18 protein-coding genes are annotated in these 17,461 nt (G+C 72.4%); 7 read left to right on the top strand and 11 right to left on the bottom strand.

Going from position 1 to position 17,461, the window contains the following annotated elements; genetic code table 11:
- Window positions 1–47: 47 nt before the first annotated feature.
- From ACZ601_RS14620 to ACZ601_RS14580, 9 genes are all read right to left on the bottom strand, one after another.
- On the bottom strand, window positions 48–1,319 hold the full coding sequence (locus ACZ601_RS14620; protein WP_469537280.1) for a sulfite oxidase: 1,272 nt from the start codon (window positions 1,317–1,319) through the stop codon (window positions 48–50).
- Between the two features lie 46 nt (window positions 1,320–1,365).
- A complete protein-coding gene (gene metX, locus ACZ601_RS14615; protein ID WP_469537620.1) occupies window positions 1,366–2,538 on the bottom strand; it encodes a homoserine O-acetyltransferase MetX in 1,173 nt (390 codons plus the stop codon).
- Window positions 2,535–3,896 carry a bifunctional o-acetylhomoserine/o-acetylserine sulfhydrylase gene (locus ACZ601_RS14610; protein WP_440576187.1) on the bottom strand — a complete coding sequence of 454 codons (1,362 nt, stop codon included), beginning with the start codon at window positions 3,894–3,896 and terminating at the stop codon, window positions 2,535–2,537. The genes metX and ACZ601_RS14610 overlap by 4 nt, the downstream gene beginning before the upstream one ends.
- Before the next feature lie 137 nt (window positions 3,897–4,033).
- On the bottom strand, window positions 4,034–4,126 hold the full coding sequence (locus ACZ601_RS14605; RefSeq protein ID WP_311307387.1) for a putative leader peptide: 93 nt from the start codon (window positions 4,124–4,126) through the stop codon (window positions 4,034–4,036).
- Between the two features lie 261 nt (window positions 4,127–4,387).
- Window positions 4,388–4,885: a thioesterase family protein gene (locus ACZ601_RS14600; RefSeq protein WP_469537276.1), complete on the bottom strand. Its 498-nt coding sequence runs from the start codon at window positions 4,883–4,885 to the stop codon at window positions 4,388–4,390.
- Window positions 4,882–5,928, bottom strand: a complete 1,047-nt coding sequence (locus ACZ601_RS14595; RefSeq protein WP_469537274.1) for a 3-hydroxyacyl-CoA dehydrogenase NAD-binding domain-containing protein — start codon at window positions 5,926–5,928, stop codon at window positions 4,882–4,884. The genes ACZ601_RS14600 and ACZ601_RS14595 overlap by 4 nt, the downstream gene beginning before the upstream one ends.
- 51 nt (window positions 5,929–5,979) lie before the next feature.
- On the bottom strand, window positions 5,980–6,873 hold the full coding sequence (locus ACZ601_RS14590) for a beta-keto acid cleavage family enzyme (protein WP_469537271.1): 894 nt from the start codon (window positions 6,871–6,873) through the stop codon (window positions 5,980–5,982).
- Between the two features lie 167 nt (window positions 6,874–7,040).
- Complete coding sequence (locus tag ACZ601_RS14585; protein ID WP_469537268.1) at window positions 7,041–7,934, bottom strand: TetR/AcrR family transcriptional regulator; 894 nt, start codon at window positions 7,932–7,934, stop codon at window positions 7,041–7,043.
- A 100-nt stretch (window positions 7,935–8,034) separates the two neighbouring features.
- On the bottom strand, window positions 8,035–8,916 hold the full coding sequence (locus ACZ601_RS14580) for an RNA polymerase sigma factor SigF (protein ID WP_469537618.1): 882 nt from the start codon (window positions 8,914–8,916) through the stop codon (window positions 8,035–8,037).
- A gap of 697 nt (window positions 8,917–9,613) precedes the next feature.
- Between ACZ601_RS14580 and ACZ601_RS14575 the strand changes: the two genes are divergently transcribed.
- The 7 genes from ACZ601_RS14575 to ACZ601_RS14545 all read left to right on the top strand — a co-directional run bounded on the left by ACZ601_RS14575 (window position 9,614) and on the right by ACZ601_RS14545 (window position 15,897).
- Window positions 9,614–10,534 carry an NADP-dependent oxidoreductase gene (locus tag ACZ601_RS14575; protein WP_469537266.1) on the top strand — a complete coding sequence of 307 codons (921 nt, stop codon included), beginning with the start codon at window positions 9,614–9,616 and terminating at the stop codon, window positions 10,532–10,534.
- On the top strand, window positions 10,531–11,289 hold the full coding sequence (locus tag ACZ601_RS14570; RefSeq protein WP_469537265.1) for a GNAT family N-acetyltransferase: 759 nt from the start codon (window positions 10,531–10,533) through the stop codon (window positions 11,287–11,289). Before ACZ601_RS14575 ends, ACZ601_RS14570 begins: the two co-directional genes overlap by 4 nt.
- Before the next feature lie 267 nt (window positions 11,290–11,556).
- The gene (locus ACZ601_RS14565) at window positions 11,557–12,771 is read left to right on the top strand and encodes a PP2C family protein-serine/threonine phosphatase (RefSeq protein WP_469537262.1); all 1,215 of its coding nucleotides are present in this window, start codon (window positions 11,557–11,559) and stop codon (window positions 12,769–12,771) included.
- Window positions 12,772–12,904: 133 nt separating this feature from the next.
- Window positions 12,905–13,576 carry a TetR family transcriptional regulator gene (locus ACZ601_RS14560; RefSeq protein WP_073737986.1) on the top strand — a complete coding sequence of 224 codons (672 nt, stop codon included), beginning with the start codon at window positions 12,905–12,907 and terminating at the stop codon, window positions 13,574–13,576.
- On the top strand, window positions 13,573–14,346 hold the full coding sequence (locus ACZ601_RS14555; protein ID WP_440576179.1) for an SDR family NAD(P)-dependent oxidoreductase: 774 nt from the start codon (window positions 13,573–13,575) through the stop codon (window positions 14,344–14,346). The genes ACZ601_RS14560 and ACZ601_RS14555 overlap by 4 nt, the downstream gene beginning before the upstream one ends.
- A gap of 57 nt (window positions 14,347–14,403) precedes the next feature.
- Window positions 14,404–15,444, top strand: coding sequence for an NAD(P)-dependent alcohol dehydrogenase (locus ACZ601_RS14550; RefSeq protein WP_440576178.1), 1,041 nt, complete (start codon window positions 14,404–14,406; stop codon window positions 15,442–15,444).
- 132 nt (window positions 15,445–15,576) lie between these two features.
- Entirely contained in the window at window positions 15,577–15,897 is a 321-nt protein-coding gene (locus ACZ601_RS14545; protein ID WP_469537258.1) for a DUF6191 domain-containing protein, read from the top strand.
- 55 nt (window positions 15,898–15,952) lie between these two features.
- Here ACZ601_RS14545 and ACZ601_RS14540 read toward each other — a convergent pair whose 3' ends face one another.
- Window positions 15,953–16,567 carry a phosphatase PAP2 family protein gene (locus ACZ601_RS14540; RefSeq protein ID WP_440576177.1) on the bottom strand — a complete coding sequence of 205 codons (615 nt, stop codon included), beginning with the start codon at window positions 16,565–16,567 and terminating at the stop codon, window positions 15,953–15,955.
- A complete protein-coding gene (locus ACZ601_RS14535) occupies window positions 16,567–17,211 on the bottom strand; it encodes a DedA family protein (RefSeq protein WP_469537615.1) in 645 nt (214 codons plus the stop codon). Before ACZ601_RS14535 ends, ACZ601_RS14540 begins: the two co-directional genes overlap by 1 nt.
- Window positions 17,212–17,461: the final 250 nt, after the last annotated feature.

The raw sequence follows: 17,461 nt of genomic DNA, 5'->3' as shown, positions 1-17,461 counted from the left end.
AGGTGGCTCGCGGGGGTCGGGCGACTCGCCCGGCCCCCGCCGCCGCGTCAGACGACTCGCACCTCGTGCCGGACCACGGCGTCGAAGAGATAGCCCTGCGTGTTGGGGACGGCCTTCTCCGGCTGGGTGCGGCCCGACCGGTCCGTCGCCCGCGCCAGCAGGACGGCCGGTCCGCGGTCCCTCGGTACCCAGTCGGCCGACCAGCGGACCCAGCTTCCGCTCCGCGGCTCGTCGCGCAGCCGTGCGCGGCGCCACCGCGCACCGCCGTCGGTACTGACCTCGACCGTGCGCACCGGCGCCCCGCCCGACCAGGACCTGCCCGTCAGCACATGGCGCCGGCGGGAGCGGAACGACGCACCCGGTGTCACCTCGAAGGCGCTCTTCAGCGTCTGCCTGGTCAGCGGCGCACTGCCCTCGGGCGGATAGCCGGGCCCGAACAGCCGGTACAGGCCGGTGTTCCACGGGGAGAACAGCGGCGACGCGCTCACCTCGATGTCACCGACCCACTTGATGTTCGCGACCCCGACCCAGGACGGCACGATCAGCCGCACCGGACTGCCGTGGTCGGGCGGCAGCGGCTCGCCGTTCATCTCGTGGGCGAGGATCACGTCGTCCAGCGCCTTCGCGACCGGCAGTGGCCGGCGGACCCGGCCGAGGTTGATCCCGTCACTGATCACCTCGTCGTCCAGTCCGCGCGGCAGCACATCCACCGCGTTCCGGGTGATGCCCGCCCGGCGCAGCACATCGGCCAGCCGCACCCCGCGCCAGCGGGCCGTACCGATCGCGCCGAGCGTCCAGGCCGTGCCGCTGACCTGCTCGCCCTGCTGCGTCGTGTAGTAGCTGCGGGCATTGCCCGCGCACTCCACGAACGAGGTGACGGTGGCTGTCGGCAGCGCCCGCAGTTCGTCGTAGGTGAACTCCACCGCCGGGCCCCGCAGCCCGTCGCCCCACACCTTCAGCCTCCAGGCGGCCGGGTCGATCCGCGGGGTGGTGGTGTGGTTGCGCACGAAGAAGCGGTCTGCGGGAGTGAGCAGCCCGGTCGGGCGCAGCGCCGCGAAGTTGGTCTCGGCGTTGGTGCCGCGCACCGTGAAGAACTCGGGCGGCAGCGGTTTGACGATCCCGGGCGCGGGGTCGGCGGCCCCGGGGGCCGCCTGCGCGGGGGACGGGAGACCGGCGGGCAGCGTGGCGGCTGCCGAGGCGGCCGCGACCAGCCGCAGCAGATCACGGCGTTCGATGCCGGCGGAGCGCGCGGCGCCACGCGACCACTGACGCAGCCGCATCCCGTCGTAGGCGTCCTCGGACGGCGGAACGGATCTCATGAGCGACAACTCCCGGGTCGAGTGGACGGAAACAGTGGTGCGGGCGTCAGCGGCCCGGATCCGGCAGGCCCGGCAGCAACTCCCGTACCAGAGCGCCTACCTGGACCGTCTCGATCAGAAATCCGTCGTGGCCGTGCGGCGACTCCACGATCCGGGCCCGGTCGGCGCCGGGCAGCAGCGCGGCCAGCTCCGCCTGCTGGGCGGGTGGATAGAGCCGGTCGGAGTCGATGCCCGCGATCAGCGCGGGCATCCGGGCTCGGCGCAGCGCCTGCGCGGTGCCACCCCGTCCGCGCCCGATGTCGTGCCCGTTCATCGCCTCGGTCAGGGTGACGTAGCTGCCGGCGTCGAAGCGGTGCACCAGTTTGGCCGCGTGATGGTCGAGATACGACTCCACCCGGTACCGCCCGCCGTGCCGGGGATGCTCGCCCGGCTGCGCCTCGCCACCGAACCGGGAGCCGAGCTCGGGCTCGCTGCGGTAGGTGATGTGGGCGATCCTGCGGGCCAGGCCGAGGCCCCGGTGCGGGCCCTCGCCCGGGGGCGCGTCGTGGTAGTGGCCGCCGCGCCAGCCGGGGTCGGAGCGGATCGCGGAGATCTGCACGGAGCCCCAGGCGATCTGCTCGGCCGAGGCCGCAGCGGGCGCCGCGAGCACCAGCAGCGAGCCGGTGCGCTCCGGCCTGCCGACGGCCCATTCGAGCGCCCGCATGCCGCCCATCGAGCCGCCGATCACCGCTGCCCACCGGCCGATGCCCAGGGCGTCGGCCAGTGCCGCCTCGGCCGCCACCTGGTCCCGGACCGTCAGACGGGGGAAGCCGCCGCCCCAGCGCGCCCCGGCCGGACCGGTGGACGACGGGCCGGTGCTGCCCTGGCAGCCGCCCAGCACATTCGGCGCGACGACGAACCAGCGCTCGGTGTCCAGCGCCTTGCCGGGGCCGACCAGCGCGTCCCACCACCCGTCGGTGGGATGGCCGGGCTCCGCGGGCCCGGCCACATGGCTGTCCCCGGTCAGGGCGTGCAGCACCAGGACCGCGTTGGATCCGTCGGCCGCCCGGCGTCCCCATGTCTCGTAGGCCAGTTGCGCACCGGGCAGCTCGTCACCCGACTCCAGCGGCAGCGCCCGGTCCAGGCGGACCCAGGAGCGGCGGCCCGGCGGATCCCCCTCCCGCCGGCCTCCGGTGGCCGGCGGGAGGGGGAGCGTGCGGAAGGGGGCCGTCCGGTTCAGGACGCCGCCTTCGCGGCCCGGAACCCGGCCTCCAGATCGGCCTTGAGGTCGTCCACGTTCTCCAGCCCGACGGAGAGGCGGACCAGCCCGGCCGTCGCCCCGGTGGCGGCGAGCTGCTCCTCGGTCAGCTGGCTGTGCGTGGTCGACGCCGGGTGGATGATCAGGCTGCGTACGTCACCGATGTTGGCGAGGTGGCTGAACAGTCCGACCGCGTCCACGAACCTCTTGCCCGCCTCCACCCCGTCCCGCAGCTCGAAGGCGAGCACGGCGCCCGCGCCGCGCGGCAGATAACGGCGCCCCGCTTCGTACCACTTGCTCGATTCGAGACCGGCGTAGTGGACGGCAGAGACCTCGTCCCGGCGCTCCAGCCATTCGGCCAGCGCCAGGGCGTTCGCGGTGTGCCGCTCCAGCCGCAGGCTCAGTGTCTCCACGCCCTGCAGCAGCAGGAAGGCGGAGTGCGGGGAGAGCGCGGGGCCGAGGTCGCGCAGCAGCTGTACCCGGAGCTTGACCGCGAAGGCGCTGGGGCCCAGGTCCGGCCAGTAGCGCAGACCGTGGTAGCTCGGGTCGGGGGAGCTGAAGTCGGGGAACCGCTCCGCGTGCGCGCCGAAGTCGAACGTACCGCCGTCCACCACCACACCGCCGATGGTGGTGCCGTGTCCGCCGAGGAACTTGGTCGCCGAGTGGATCACGACGTCAGCGCCGTGCTCGATCGGACGCAGCAGGAAGGGCGTGGGCACGGTGTTGTCGACGACCAGTGGCACCCCGGCCGCGTGCGCGGCGTCGGCGACCGCCCGGATGTCGAGGACATCACCGCGCGGATTGCCCAGCGTCTCCGCGAACAGCGCCTTGGTGTTCGGCCGGATCGCCGCCGACCACGCCTCGATGTCGTCCGGGTCGTCGACGAACGACACCTCGATGCCGAACCGGGGGAGCGTGTGGCGCAGCAGGTTGTAGGTGCCTCCGTACAGCGAGGTGGACGAGACGATGTGGTCTCCCGCACCGGCCAGCGTCAGCAGGGCGAGGGTCTCGGCGGCCTGCCCGGAAGCGAGGGCCACCGCGGCGACTCCGCCTTCCAGCGCGGCGATCCGCTGCTCCAGGACGTCCTGGGTGGGGTTGTGGATCCGGGTGTAGATGTTGCCGGGCTCGGCCAGCGAGAACAGGTCCGCGGCGTGCTGGGTGTCCCGGAAGACGAACGACGTCGTCTGGTAGATCGGCACCGCACGGGCACCGGTCGCCGGGTCGGGGGCGGCCCCGGAGTGGATCTGCTTGGTCTCGAACGACCAGGCCGCGCCCGGGTCCTGACGGTCCTGGTCCTCGGGGGTGTGACCTGCGGTGACGGAGTCTACGGGCTGGCTCATGGTCTTCCTCTGCGGTTCTCGGTGCGGGTGTGGTCCCGGTGCGGCAGGCCCGCCGCGGCCGGCCGCGGGCACGCCGAAGCCAGGGCGGTGCCTGAGGCGGGAGTCAGTGCTGCGGTGCGTCCGGGCAGGTCAGCTGCTCAACGGAGCGCGGCGCGGCGGCTACACGCGGAGGACGCGAGGCGCCCCAGATCGACGTGGCGACGCGAGACGAGTGGCAGGGTCGCGGGCATGCGGCGAGCGTGTCAGCGGGCCCGGAGCGCGTCAACCGCCCGGGGCCTCGGCCGAGTCGTCCGCGGGGACCGTTCGACGTGCACGCGGCAGCGGGCAGGGGGCGGCGATGTGCCGCACCCGTACAGCACCGGACCTGCACGGATGTGCGCGGGCGCGCGGCGGACAGCCGACTGCCCGGACCACCGGGGGAACCGGTGGTCCGGGCAGGGGGCGTGGCACGATTTCATCGGCCCGAAACAACAGCGGCTCGTGGCCGCCGCTCAGCGTGCGGCGGGGACCTCCACGATCGAGCGGCCCGCCCAGCCGGGTGCCGACTCCGTGAGGGCGACGAGGCGCTCACGCACCTGGTCGGGGAAGGGCGCGGTGCGGCCGGCCTGCTGGTCCACATGGAGGGCGAGCAGTTCGCTCGTCGCCACGGGCGCGGCGTCCGGCTCCGGTTCCGTGTCGTCCCGCGCGTCGGGCCCGAGCACGTACAGCTCATGGGTGAACCGGGTCTTCTTCGCGTCGGCGCCGAGCACCCGGGTCCGGACGGCGAGCCGGTCGTCCTCCGCGACGTCGCGCAGATAGCGGATATGGGACTCGACCGTGTACAGCGAACAGCCGGTGCGCTCCCGGTACTCGGAGTTCAGACCGGTCTCGATCATCATCCGGTCGGTCGCGAAACCGAAGACGAGTACGTAGAACGCCTCGCTCATGTGGCCGTTGTAGTCGATCCACTCCGGGCGCACGGTCTCCCGGTGCAGCGGCAGCGCGATCACTTGGCCTCCTCCTCCGTGCTCCGTCCGGCGAGCCGGCCGGTGGCGCGCAGGACCTCGATGACGCCGCGGTCGCGTTCGGCGACCAGGTCCGCGATGCTGCGGCCGCCCGCCGCCTCGTCGCAGCCGCGCACCACGGCGTCGTACAGCTCCCGGTCCAGTTCGGGGGCTTCGAGCCGGGTCCACGGGGCCTTCAGGGAGGGGCCGAAGTGATCCAGCATGTGCGCCATGCCGCCTTCGCCGCCCGCGAGCGCAAAGGTCAGCATCGGCCCCATGCAGGCCCAGCGCAGTCCGGGGCCCTCGGTGATGGAGGCGTCGATCTCCGCGACCGTCGCCTCACCGTTGGCGACCATGTGCAGCGCCTCGCGCCACAGCGCCTCCTGGAGGCGGTTGGCGATGAAGCCGGGGACCTCGCGCGCCATCGTGATGACGGACTTGCCCGCGACCTCGTAGAACCGGGACGCCCAGCCGACCGCGGACGGTGCGGTCAGCTCGCCGCCCACCACCTCGACCAGCGGGATCAGATAGGGCGGGTTGAACGGGTGCCCCACGACCAGCCGTCCGGCGCCCGCGGCCCGGGTCTGCATGTCGGTCATCGGGTAGCCGGATGTCGAGGACGCGATCACGACCCCCGCGGGCGCGGCGGCGTCGAGGCGGGCCAGCAGATCCCGCTTGAGCTCCAGGTTCTCCGGAGCGCTCTCCTGGACGAACTGGGCATCGGAAACCGCCTCTTCGAGCGTCGGCACGACCGTGAGCCGGTCCGGCGACGCTCCTGCCGCGAGGCCGAGCTGCTCCAGCGCGGGCCAGGCGGCGTCCACCAGCCGGCGGAGCTTCGCCTCGGCGTCGGGGGCAGGGTCCCAGGCGGTGACGTCGTAGCCACGGGCCAGGAAGTGCGCGACCCAGCCGCCGCCGATCACTCCGGCGCCCACGCACGCCACGCGGCGTACGTCCTCCGGGGCGCAGGGAGCCGGGGTGGCCGGTCCGGGCTGAACAGTGGGCGCGGGCGCGGTGGTTCGTGCGGGCTGTGCGGGCTGTGCGGCGTTCATCGTGCGGTTCTCCAGAACGAGTGGGGGAGCGGGTGGCGGCCGGGACGCGGCTCAGCCGCGGGGCTTGAGCCCGAGCCGCTGACGGGCCTCGTCCGGGGTGGCGACCCGGGAGCCCAGCGCCTCGGTGATCTGCACGGCGCGCTCCACCAACTGGGCGTTGGTGGCCTTGACGCCCTTGCCGAGGTACAGGTTGTCCTCAAGACCGACCCGGACGTGGCCGCCGAGGAGGATCGACTGCGCGACCCACGGCATCTGCATCCGGCCCAGCGCGAAACTCGCCCACTGCGCGCCCTCGGGAAGCATGTTCACCATCGACTGGAGCACGCCGGGATCGGCGGGCGCGCCCCACGGGACGCCCATGCAGAGCTGGAAGACGGTCGGCGCGTCGAGCAGCCCCTCGGCGAGGAGCTGCTTGGCGAACCACAGCTGCCCGGTGTCGAAGATCTCCAGCTCCGGGCGTACACCCAGCTCCTGGATGCGGCGGGCGCCCGCCCGGAGCATGTCCGGGGTGGAGACGTACAGGTTGCTGCCGTCGCCGAAGTTCAGGGAGCCGCAGTCGAGCGTGCAGATGTCCGGCAGCAGGTCCTCGACATGGGGGAGGCGTTCCAGCCCGCCGACCAGGTCGGTGCCCGGCAGCTGCCGCAGCGGGGCGTCGGGGTCGATCACCAGATCGCCACCCATCCCGGCCGTCAGATTGATGACGACATCGGTTCCGGTCTCCTTGATCCGCTCGACGACCTCCCGGTACAGGCGCGGATCGCGGGAGGGTGCGCCGGTCTCCGGTTCACGGACGTGGATGTGCACGACAGCGGCGCCGGCCTCGGCCGCCTCTACGGCGGAACGGGCGATCTGCTCGGGAGTGACGGGCACGTGGGGGCTCTTGCGGACCGTGTCACCGGCTCCGGTGAGGGCACACGTGATGATGACGTCCTGGTTTACGGGCATGCGGAAGCGGCTCCTGATTCGAGGGGGTCTGCTGGATTCGGGATGGGTCTGCGGAGGTGCGGATGTGCGGATGTGCTGAGGTGGGGATGAGCTGAGGTGAGGGTCTACTGAGGTCGGGATCCGCTGTGCCGAGTGGTGGCGCCGGGCAGGCGGAGGCCGGCCGCCGGTCAGCCGGCGGTCAGGGTCGCGTCCACGTAGCGGAGCAGCGCACCGTGCATGTCCTCGGCGCTGGTGCCCGGTTCCCCCGGTGTCGTGGCGAGGACCTGGGTGGCCAGCCCGTCGATGAGGGCGGTGAGGCCGATGGCGGCGGCCTCCGGATCGACCGGCCGGAAGACCTCCTGGGTGACGCCGCGGCCGATCACCTCAGCGACCGTGGCCCGCCACTGCCGGTAGTACTCCACATGGAGTGCGCCGACCGCGGTGGAGCGCGCCGCCTCGGCCCACAGGTCGAGCCAGACACTCCACTGGCGGCGCTGCTGGGAGGTGTACGGGGTCTGGAGTTCGATCAGCAGGCGGAGTTCGTCGCCGGCGTGGTCCGTGTCCGCGGTCCCGGCCGCGCGTCTGGCGGTGTCCTCGTCCATGCACCAGCGGGCGGCCGCCTCCAGCAGCTCGTCACGCCCGGGGAAGTGGTAGTGGATGGCGGCGGTACTGGTTCCGCAGGCCTCCGCGATGTCGGAGACCCGTACGGAATGGAATCCGTGCTCCGCGATCAGCCGGACGGTCTGCCGGACGATCTGGAGCGGTCTGCCGCTGTCCGCCGCCGCCGGTCGTCCGGCGGCGGCGTTGCGGACGCGCCGGGGGCGGGCGGCCGGCAGCGGCGCCCCCGTCTGTGCCGAGGGCGCCGCGCCCTGCTCGGACTGTGTCCCGAGCAGCCAGCCGACGTCGACCCCGGCGATGTCCGCCACCCGGGCCAGCTCGGCCGCGCTGAAGCGACGGGTGCCGCCGAGCGAGCGCGAGAGCTTCGACGGATCGATGACCATCCGCCGCGCGAACTCGCGCTGACTCACTCCGGCATTCCGGATCACCTGCCGGACCCGCTCGGCCGCCTCATCGTGCTGCATGGTCGGTCACGTTACCCATGTGTTGAGAGGATCTCAACATCAGTCGGGCTAATGTCGCGACAGGGTGTGCATTGAGGTGCTGACTGATGCATCAGTCAGTTCATTCGTCGACGAGCATCCCGGTGCGGAGCTTGCCGAGGATCCGGCTGATCAGACGTGAGACGTGCATCTGCGAGATGCCGAGTTCGCTGCCGATCTGCGACTGCGTCAGCTCCTGGCCGAAACGCATCTCGATGATCCGGTGCTCGCGCGCGTCCAGGTCCCCGAGCAGCGGGGCCAGTGTCTGCAGGTTCTCCACCGTCTCCATGGCGGGATCCGCCTCGCCCAGCGCGTCGGCGAAGGTGCGCCCCGGAGTGCCGTTGCGGCCCGTGTCCGTCGCGTCGGTCGGCATGTCCAGGGACCCTGCCGTGTATCCGTTGGCCGCGACGATGCCCTCGGTCACCTCCTCCTCCGTGATCCCGAGGTGTCCGGCCAGCTCGTGGACCGTGGGCTCCCGGTCGAGCTCCGTGGCCAGGCACTCCTTCGCCTTGGCGATGTCGACGCGCAGCTCCTGGAGCCGGCGCGGCACGTGGACCGCCCAGGTGGTGTCGCGGAAGAACCGCTTGATCTCTCCGACGATGTACGGGACCGCGAAGGAGGTGAACTCGACCTCGCGGGACAGGTCGAACCGGTCGATCGCCTTGATCAGCCCGATCGTGCCGACCTGGACGATGTCCTCCATGTCGCCGCTGCCGCGGTTACGGAACCGGCCCGCGGCGAACCGGACCAGCGAGAGGTTCATCTCGATGAGCGTGTTGCGCGCGTACTGGTGGGCGGCGGTGCCCTCCTCCAGAACCTGGAGCCGGTCGAAGAAGAGCTTCGACAGCGCCCGTGCGTCCTTCGGGGCGATCTTTCCGGCGTCCTCGATCCACGGAAGTTCGTCCGCGGCCCCCGGGGTGTCCGCGGCGTTCCCGCCGCCGGTCACGCCCGTCACCCCTGTCATGTTGGTGGTGTCCACCATGACCGCGGCGGCTGCCGCGGCTGTCGCGGCAGGGTCTCCAGCCGCCGTCGACCGTGCACTCTCCGCTCGCTCCGAACCGGCGGTCTGCGCAGTGTGCGCCGTCATCTCGTCACGCTCCCCTGGTCGTAGGCCATGAGGTGTAGGCGTATGCCCGCAGAGAGCCCACCCATGCGGGCAGCTGAGAGTTGATCAGGTCACAACCAGTCAATGGCCGAGAATCGACGTGATCCCTTGTCATATCCGTGCAGGGGAACGGATTCGGCAGCAGAACCGCCCCACCGGTACGGGGGAGCCCGGTGGGGCGGTCGTCACCAGAGTGCCACAGCCCCGGCGCAATGGGCACCGACCGGCGCATATCCAGCGGTAGTTGAGTTGAAATCGACGGTGACCCGGAGCGCGGTTTCCGGCCGAGGCCCGCGGTCGCGCGGATGACCTGCGCCGGGGGAGCGGAGGGCGGCCGCGACCCGACTGGCGGGAATCGGTCAGTGGGCGGACGACGGTGTCGTGTCACGGCTCCGTGAACCCGGCACCTCCCCGGGAATAGCCGCACCCGTGAGGGACTTCCTGCTGCTGTGGGCACCGGTCCGGGTGGCCGGTGCCGTGGGAAACGGCCGTGGGAAGCAGTCGTGGCGAACGGCCGTGGAAAGCAGTCGTGGGAAAGAGACAGGAGAGGGAGCTCATGCCGAAGGCGTACGTGTTCACCCGCAACGGCGGGCCGGAGGTGGAGGCCCTCGTCGAGCAGGAGGCCCCGGTGCCCGGTCCCGGCGAGCTGCTCATCGCCGTACGGGCGGCGGGCGTCAACCCGGTCGACTGGAAGCTGCGCACGGGTTACACCAGGCCCGGCAGCGAACCGCAGCCGTTCCCCACCGTCCTCGGCAGTGAGGCCGCCGGGGTCGTCGTGGCGGTCGGCCCGGACGTCGAAGGGTTCGAGGCCGGCGACCAGGTATTCGGCAGTCCGGTGACCGGCGGGTACGCCGAGTACACGCTGCTGCCCGCCGCGGTCACCGCGCACAAGCCGGCCGGGCTGTCGTTCACCGACGCGGCGGCACTGCCCGTCGCGGCCGCCACCGCCTACGACGGGCTGCGCCAGCTCGCCCCCGCCGCCGGCTCGACGCTGCTGGTCACCGGGGCCGGCGGCGGCGTCGGAAGCGCCGCGGTCCAGCTCGCACACCACGCGGGCGTCAAGGTCGTCGCGGTGGCGGGCGCGGCCAAGAAGGACTTCGTCGAGTCGCTCGGCGCGGTGCACGTCGAATCCGGCGCCTCGCTCGCGGAGCGGGTAAGAGCGGCGGCCCCCGACGGCGTCGACGCGGTCTTCGACCTGGTCGGCGGTGACACCCTGCGGGGGGCCGCCGCGCTGCTCGCCGACCCCGCCGCCCTCATCAGCGCCGCCGACAAGGCGCTCGCGGTGGAACTGGGCGGTGCGGCGGTGGTCCGGGCCCGCACCTCTGCGGTCTTCGGCGAGGTCGCGGACCTCGTCGTCACCGGAGCCCTGCGGACCCATGTCACCCGGACCTACCCGCTGAGCGCGGCGGGCGAGGCGCTGCGGGCTGTGGAGAGCGGCCACGCTCAGGGGAAGACCGTGATCGAGGTGACCGCATGAGCACGCAGCAGCCCCTGTCCGGCGGCGGGCACCCGCTGGACGACCCGGTCGGCTCCTCGCTGACCGGGCCGCACGCCCGTTTCGCGGAACGTCGCGGCCGCATCCTGCGCTACCCGGCCGCCGTCACCCCCTGGGTCGCGCTTCCCGACCGGGCGGGGCCGGCGGACTGGGCCGACGCCGCGGCGCTCGCCGGTCCGGGCGGGGAGATCACCATCACCGCGTTCCGGGAGCCGCCGCCGGACGACTGGGAGCGGACCTTCCACGCCGAGGGCGTCCAGCTGGTCGACGCGGGCGTCGCGGCAGCCCCGGACCGGGAGGCGGTGCGACTCGGGCCCGCCGACGTGCCCGAGATGCTCGACCTGGTGGCACGTACCCGGCCGGGACCGTTCCTGCCACGCACCATCGAGCTCGGCACCTATCTCGGAATCCGGCGCGAGGGGGCGCTGGTGGCCATGGCCGGGGAACGGCTGCACCCGCCCGGCTGGAGCGAGATCAGCGCGGTCTGCACCGACGAGTCCGTACGGGGTCAGGGGCTCGCCACCCGGCTGCTGCTCGCCGTCTCCCACGAGATCCGGGAGCGCGGCGAAACGCCGTTCCTGCACGCCGCGGCGGACAACGTCCATGCCGTGCGGCTCTACGAGTCCCTCGGATTCCGGCTTCGCAGGCGGACGGCCTTCCTGGCGGCGCTCGTACCCGATGCCGAGGCTCCCCGTCCGGCCAGGGGAGAGGCGGCCGACGCGGCGGCCCGCAGCTGATCCCCGGCTCATTTCCGGCACCCCGGACGGACGCTGAAACCCCGGCATTCCGGACCGGACGGGCAGGGCAGGCCGGAGGTCCCGGCCGGACGCCTTGTCCGGGACGTCCGGCCGGGACTTCCGGCCCGAAGAGCACCGAAGGCCGATGGCCGGTGACCTTCGGCGTGGCTCAAAAGGCCCAAAGCCCCCTGCGCCGATGCCCCAGCTCCAGGTGGACTGGAGATGAGTGCCGGGGCGTGCCCGGCGCCTGCGGGAGGAGAGGGCACAGTGACGATCGGGGTGCGGCGTCCGCCGATGGCGCACAGCGTGGAGCCTGCGGTGGCCGACGCCGGGGAGCGGGCCGCCGTCGCGGCCCGGATCAGTACCCCGGTCCTGATGGGCGGACTGGCCCTGCTCTCCCTCGCCGTGGTGTGCCTGGACGTCCTGACCGGTGAGGACCTGCAGCTCATCCCTCTGCTGGTCGTCGTGCCCGCACTCGTCTCGGTCTTCTGCACGGTCCGGCAGACCGTCGCCGCGGCGCTCTGGATCATGCCCGTCGTCGTCATCTCCCGGCTGGTGTCGGGGGGCTCGTTCTGGGACCTGGCGAGCGGCGTCTGCTTCACCGTGCTGGCCTGTGCGCTGGGCGTCGCCGCCTGTGCGCGCAGGATCCGGCACGTCAGCGCGATCGCCAGGCTGCGGTCCGCGGCCGTCACCCTCCAACGGCAGATTCTGCGCCCGCTTCCCGTGCTCACCGACCAGGTCCTCGTGGACGGCATCTACGCGCCGATCGAGGAGGACCACCTGGTCGGCGGCGACATCTACGAGATCGTCCAGTCCCCGTACGGCACCCGCGTCATCATCGGTGACGTGCAGGGCAAGGGCCTCGCCGCCATAGGGGTGGGCTTCGCCGCGCTCGGCGCGTTCCGCGAGGCCGCCATCCGCGAGCCCGCCCTGACCGGCGTGGTGGACGCGGTCGAGGACGCGGTCGCCCGGCACAACGCCTTCTCCGCCCAGACCGGCGAGACCGAACGCTTCGTCACCGCCCTGGTGCTCGGCCTCGACGGCGCCGGCCGGGTGCAGGCCGTCAACTGCGGTCATCTGCCGCCCCGGATGCTGCACGAAGGGGTGGCGGCCGCCGTTCCGCTGCGCCGTACGTCGGTGCCGCTGGGCATGGCTGAGCTGAGCAGCGAGGCGCGGGTCGCGGAGTGGCTGGACTTCCCGCCCGGCGCGACGCTCCTGATGTTCACCGACGGAGTGACCGAGGCCCGTGACGCCTCGGGAGCCTTCTATCCGCTGGACGCCCGGCTGAGCCACTGGACCCGGCTCGGCACCCGGGAGCTGCTGGACACGCTCCACGCGGACCTGGAGGCCTTCTCCGGAGGTGTGCGGCGCGACGACATCGCGGCGATCACGTTGCGTCCCACTTCGTCGGGGGCTCACCGCCGTCCCGAGACGGCCGGCGTCGGTGCCCGGCGCTCCGCGGAGGCGTTCAGCGGCCGGTAGACCCGGCTCCGATGCCGCGGGCCAGCTGCCCGCCGGCCCGCAATCCCCATGTGTCACAGCCGTACCGAGCCCCTCCGGATGTCCCGGAGGGGCATTTGTCGCACCGGGACATTATTGGGTGTACGGTGCAGGTATGAACCGGGAACGGAAGACCCCGGAGAGGCGGAGCCGCAAGGCCCGCCGGACCCGGGACACACTGGCCCAAGCCGCGTTCGAGCTGGTGCTCGACCGGGGGCTGAGGGAAGTGACGGTCGAGGAGATCGCGGAACACGCGGATGTCGACCGCCGCACCTTCAGCCGGTACTTCACCAGCAAGGAAGCCGCCGTACTGGATTCGGTCCGGGGCGACGGCGACCGGATCAACGACGCCCTGCGGGCCCGTCCCGCCGGCGAACCGCCGCTCACCGCCTACCGCCGGGCCGTCCTGGACTGGCTGGAGGACCCTGGGGCGGAGGCCTGGCACCGCCGCCCGAGGATCTTCGAACTGCTGGTCCTCGCCGAGCGGGAGCCGACCCTCTACGCGGCGTTCCACCACATCCGGGTGGACGCCCAGGAGGACTCGGTCGCCATCGTCGCGCAGCGGCTGGGCACCGACCCGCGGCAGGACCTCCGTCCCGCCGTCACGGTGGCCGCCGGAGCGGGAGCGCTCCTCGCCGCCCAGGCCGCCTGGGTGCGCGGAAGCTGCCCCGAGGAGCTGCCCCGGCTCGTCGAGCAGGCATTCGACGCTCTTTCGGCGGAACTGTTCGCACAGATTCCCGCCGGACCCGCGTCACACAGCACCACGGAAGGAAACGGAACATCATGAGCACCACCCCCGCCACCACCGAGCAGGAATTCGCCGGACGCACGGCCCTCGTCACCGGAGGGGCCTCCGGCATCGGACTGGCCCTCGCCCACCGGCTTGCCGCCGCCGGCGCGTCCGTGGTCGTAGCCGACTACGACGAGGAGAGCGCCCGCAAGGCGGTCACCGCACTGGAGAGCGCCGGGGGCCGGGCCGCGGCCGTCGCGATGGACGTCACAGACCCCGCCTCCGTCGAGGCGGGCGTGCGGTTCGCCGTCGACACGTTCGGAGCCCTGCACCTCGCGGTGAACAACGCGGGCATCGGCGGGCCGAGCAACCCGACCGGCGAGTACGCCGTCGAGGACTGGAACCGGGTCGTCGCCACCAACCTCAGCGGCGTCTTCTACTCGATGCGCTACGAGCTCCCCGCGATCGTCGCCGCCGGCGGTGGCGCCATCGTCAACATGTCGTCGATCCTCGGCACCAACGGCTTCGCCGGATCGCCCGCGTACGTCGCCGCCAAGCACGGAGTCGTCGGCCTCACCAAGACGGCGGCACTTGAGTACGCGGCACAGAACGTCCGCGTCAACGCGGTCGGCCCCGGCTTTATCGACACCCCGCTGCTGCGCAACACGGACGGTCCCGCCCGCGACCACCTCATCTCGCTGCACCCGGCCGGCCGCCTCGGCACCGCGGAGGAGGTGGCGGAGCTCGCTGCCTTCCTGCTCTCCGACCGCGCCTCGTTCATCCACGGCAGCTACCACCTCGTGGACGGCGGATACTCCGCCTCCTGAATGGCGGGCGGGGGCTTCGGGGGTGAGAAATAGAACAGCAGAGGTCAAGGAGGACCCATGAAAGCCGTTCAGTACCGCACCGTCGGCGCCGCGCCGGAGGTCGTCACCGTGCCGGACCCGGAACCCGGCCCCGGCCAGGTTCTGCTGAAGGTCACCGCCGCAGGTGTCTGCCACTCGGACATCGCGGTGATGAGCTGGCCCGCCGAGCAGCTGACGTTCCCGCTGCCGCTCACCCTCGGACACGAAGGTGTCGGGACCATCGCCGCACTCGGCGACGGGGTCGGCGGACTCACCGTCGGCGACTCGGTCGCGGTCTACGGCCCATGGGGCTGCGGGACGTGCGTCAAGTGTGCCGAGGGCAAGGAGAACTACTGCCTGCGCGCCAAGGAGCTCGGCATCAACCCGCCGGGACTCGGTTCGCCGGGCGCCATGGCCGAGTACATGATCGTCGACGACCCGCGCCACCTGGTGCCGCTGGGAGACCTGGACCCGGTCCAGGCCGTGCCGCTCACCGACGCCGGCCTCACCCCGTACCACGCGATCAAGCGGTCCCTGCCGAAGCTGGTACCCGGCGCGACCGCCGTCGTCATCGGCACCGGCGGACTCGGCCACGTGGCGATCCAGCTGCTGCGCGCCATGACGGCCGTCCGGGTCATCGCCCTGGACGTCACCGAGGACAAGCTCGCCCTCGCACGCACCGTCGGGGCGCACGAGACCGTCCTGTCCGACGAACACGCCGCGGCGCGGATCCGCGAGCTGACCGGCGGCGTCGGCGCGCAGGTCGTCCTCGACTTCGTCGGCGCACCGCCCACCGTGGCCACCGCGGGCGCCGCGGCCGCCATCGACTCCGACGTCACGATCGTGGGCATCGGCGGCGGGGCGCTGCCGGTGGGCTTCGGCTCCCTGCCGTTCAACACCACGGTGTCCGCCCCGTACTGGGGATCACGCTCCGAGCTGGCCGAGGTCCTCGATCTCGCCCATGCCGGATCGGTCGACGTGCACGTCGAGACGTACTCGCTGGACGAGGCACCGCTGGCGTACGAACGGCTGCACGACGGCAAGATCAGCGGCCGGGCCGTCATCCTCCCCAACGGCTGACCGACCGAGAACGGCTGACCGCCCGAGCCGGACCGCACACGCCCCTGCGGGCCGTCGCACCACGCGACGGCCCGCAGGGGCGTGTGCGGCGGGCGGGTTCACGCCGCGCGGCACGCGAGGGATACTGCCCGCATGGAATTCGCCGCGATGATGACACTGCCCGGACTGGTGATCGGTCTGACCGTCGTCGCCTTCCTCGATCAGCTGATGCTTCGCGCGGGCCGGGCCGGACTGCTGCCGTGGCGCAACAGTGCCCGGCAGGGCCAGGTCTCGGCGACCGGTTTCGAGCAGCTGCACGCGACCTTCTCGCCCGGCAAGCAGAGCGAGCTCAAGGAACGGCAGAGCGCCCTGCTGCTCCGCGACGACGAGGAGGACGGTGCCCCGCCGCACCGCTCCACCGTGGACCTCGACGGCGGTCTCGCCGTCATCCGCATGCCAGGCCAAGAAGGCTAGACCCGGTCAAGAAGGCTAGACCTGGCCAAGGAGGCCAGAGACCCGGCCAAGAAGGCTAGAGGCGGCCTGTTCCCACCGCCACCAGCGGTCGCAGCCGGCTGTCCCGCAGCCGGACCACCGCCGGGGCGCAGCGGCCGGCCGCGACGGTCAGCGGCCAGGCGACCAGCGCGCCGATCAGCAGCCCGACGAGCACATCGTGCGGGTAGTGCGCGCCGATCCACACCCGGGACGCCGCCATCAACAGCGCGGCGGTCACCGCGACCGCTCCGATCCGCCGGTCGGTCAGCCAGATCGCCGTCGCGGCCGCCGCGGCGATGGCGGCGTGATTGCTGGGGAAGGACCAGTCCCCGAGCGCCGGGCACGCCTCCACCGTCACGACATGCAGCGTGTGGCAGGGGCGTTGCTCATGAAAGGCGGACTTCACCACGTCGTTGACGAGATACGTGGCGACGACGACGAGCGGGGCGCAGAGCGCCATGGCGGTTCGCGCGGGGTCCGACGACCGGGAACGCCACCAGGACGCGAGCATGAGCACCGCGAACAGGGCGAGCCCGTAGTCCGACCACAGGCGGACGGCGGAGTCCAGGACGGCGGGGGAGTGCTGGGCGAGCTCGGTGACCCAGGTGTACAGCCCACCGTCGATCGAGGTGGCCGCGGAGGCGAGCGGCATCAGTTGTTGTCTCCTTCGGCAGTGTTCCGCTTGCGGGAGCGGAGCAGTTCGGCGGCGAGTGGGACGAGGGAGACCACGACCACGAGAGCGACGATCGGCAGCAGGTAGCGGTCGACGTTCGGGACCGAGGACCCCAGCGCGTATCCGGCGAGGACCAGCCCGGCCGTCCAGACCACGCCACCGATGACCTGCCACAGGGCGAACACCCTGGCCGGGACGGAGAGCGCGCCGGCCAAGGGATTGAGCACCGTGCGTACGACGGGGACGAAGCGGGCCAGCACGATCGCACGGGCGTGGCCGTATCTGGCGAGCAGCTCCGCGGCGCGGTCGGCCCCCTCGCGCAGTCGCCCGGAGCGGCTGCGGGCGAGCAGTGCCCGGCCGCCCCGGCGGCCGAGCCAGTAGCCCGTCTGGGCACCGAGCAGCGCTCCGGCCACCGCCGCGAGCAGCACCTGCGGCAGTGACAGCCCGACGGGGCCGCGGGCCCCGTCCACGCTCAGCAGGCCTGCCGTGAACAGCAGGGAATCGCCGGGCAGGAAGAAGCCGACGAGCAGCCCCGTCTCTGCGAAGAGCACGACGGCGACGCCGAGCGCGCCGAACGTGCCGAGCAGCGAACCGGCGTCCAGCGGGTTCACCGCTTGCGGCATGGCCGCCTGTGCGAGTACGGACACGGTGGAGGGTCTCCCATAATGGTGAGCGGGTGCCCCGGTGGAACACCCGACTGACTACAGTGATGTAGACGGTCTACGTCACTGTAGACGCTCGAAGGGGGAGGAGAGTTCCCATGCCACAGGTGAACGGAATATCCGACGGAGAATCCGCCCCCCGGCCGCACGGTGGACCGGGCACCGGGAAGACGCCCCCGGCCCGGCGGCAGCCCGCCCCGCAGGCGCCGGA

The sequence above is a fragment of the Streptomyces sp. NPDC104307 genome (genome assembly GCF_055584045.1).
This window is presented reverse-complemented; position numbering and strand designations above follow the sequence as displayed.

Bases quoted from the DNA above. Each gene is read 5' to 3' on its own strand.
- ACZ601_RS14590 (WP_469537271.1), bottom strand. From the start codon at position 6,873: ATGCCCGTAAACCAGGACGTCATCATCACGTGTGCCCTCACCGGAGCC.
- ACZ601_RS14570 (WP_469537265.1), top strand. From the start codon at position 10,531: ATGAGCACGCAGCAGCCCCTGTCCGGCGGCGGGCACCCGCTGGACGAC.
- ACZ601_RS14545 (WP_469537258.1), top strand. From the start codon at position 15,577: ATGGAATTCGCCGCGATGATGACACTGCCCGGACTGGTGATCGGTCTG.
- ACZ601_RS14580 (WP_469537618.1), bottom strand. From the start codon at position 8,916: ATGACAGGGGTGACGGGCGTGACCGGCGGCGGGAACGCCGCGGACACC.
- ACZ601_RS14585 (WP_469537268.1), bottom strand. From the start codon at position 7,934: ATGCAGCACGATGAGGCGGCCGAGCGGGTCCGGCAGGTGATCCGGAAT.
- ACZ601_RS14550 (WP_440576178.1), top strand. From the start codon at position 14,404: ATGAAAGCCGTTCAGTACCGCACCGTCGGCGCCGCGCCGGAGGTCGTC.
- ACZ601_RS14575 (WP_469537266.1), top strand. From the start codon at position 9,614: ATGCCGAAGGCGTACGTGTTCACCCGCAACGGCGGGCCGGAGGTGGAG.
- ACZ601_RS14595 (WP_469537274.1), bottom strand. From the start codon at position 5,928: ATGAACGCCGCACAGCCCGCACAGCCCGCACGAACCACCGCGCCCGCG.
- ACZ601_RS14560 (WP_073737986.1), top strand. From the start codon at position 12,905: ATGAACCGGGAACGGAAGACCCCGGAGAGGCGGAGCCGCAAGGCCCGC.
- ACZ601_RS14535 (WP_469537615.1), bottom strand. From the start codon at position 17,211: ATGCCGCAAGCGGTGAACCCGCTGGACGCCGGTTCGCTGCTCGGCACG.
- ACZ601_RS14610 (WP_440576187.1), bottom strand. From the start codon at position 3,896: ATGAGCCAGCCCGTAGACTCCGTCACCGCAGGTCACACCCCCGAGGAC.
- ACZ601_RS14540 (WP_440576177.1), bottom strand. From the start codon at position 16,567: ATGCCGCTCGCCTCCGCGGCCACCTCGATCGACGGTGGGCTGTACACC.
- ACZ601_RS14555 (WP_440576179.1), top strand. From the start codon at position 13,573: ATGAGCACCACCCCCGCCACCACCGAGCAGGAATTCGCCGGACGCACG.
- ACZ601_RS14605 (WP_311307387.1), bottom strand. From the start codon at position 4,126: ATGCCCGCGACCCTGCCACTCGTCTCGCGTCGCCACGTCGATCTGGGG.
- ACZ601_RS14620 (WP_469537280.1), bottom strand. From the start codon at position 1,319: ATGAGATCCGTTCCGCCGTCCGAGGACGCCTACGACGGGATGCGGCTG.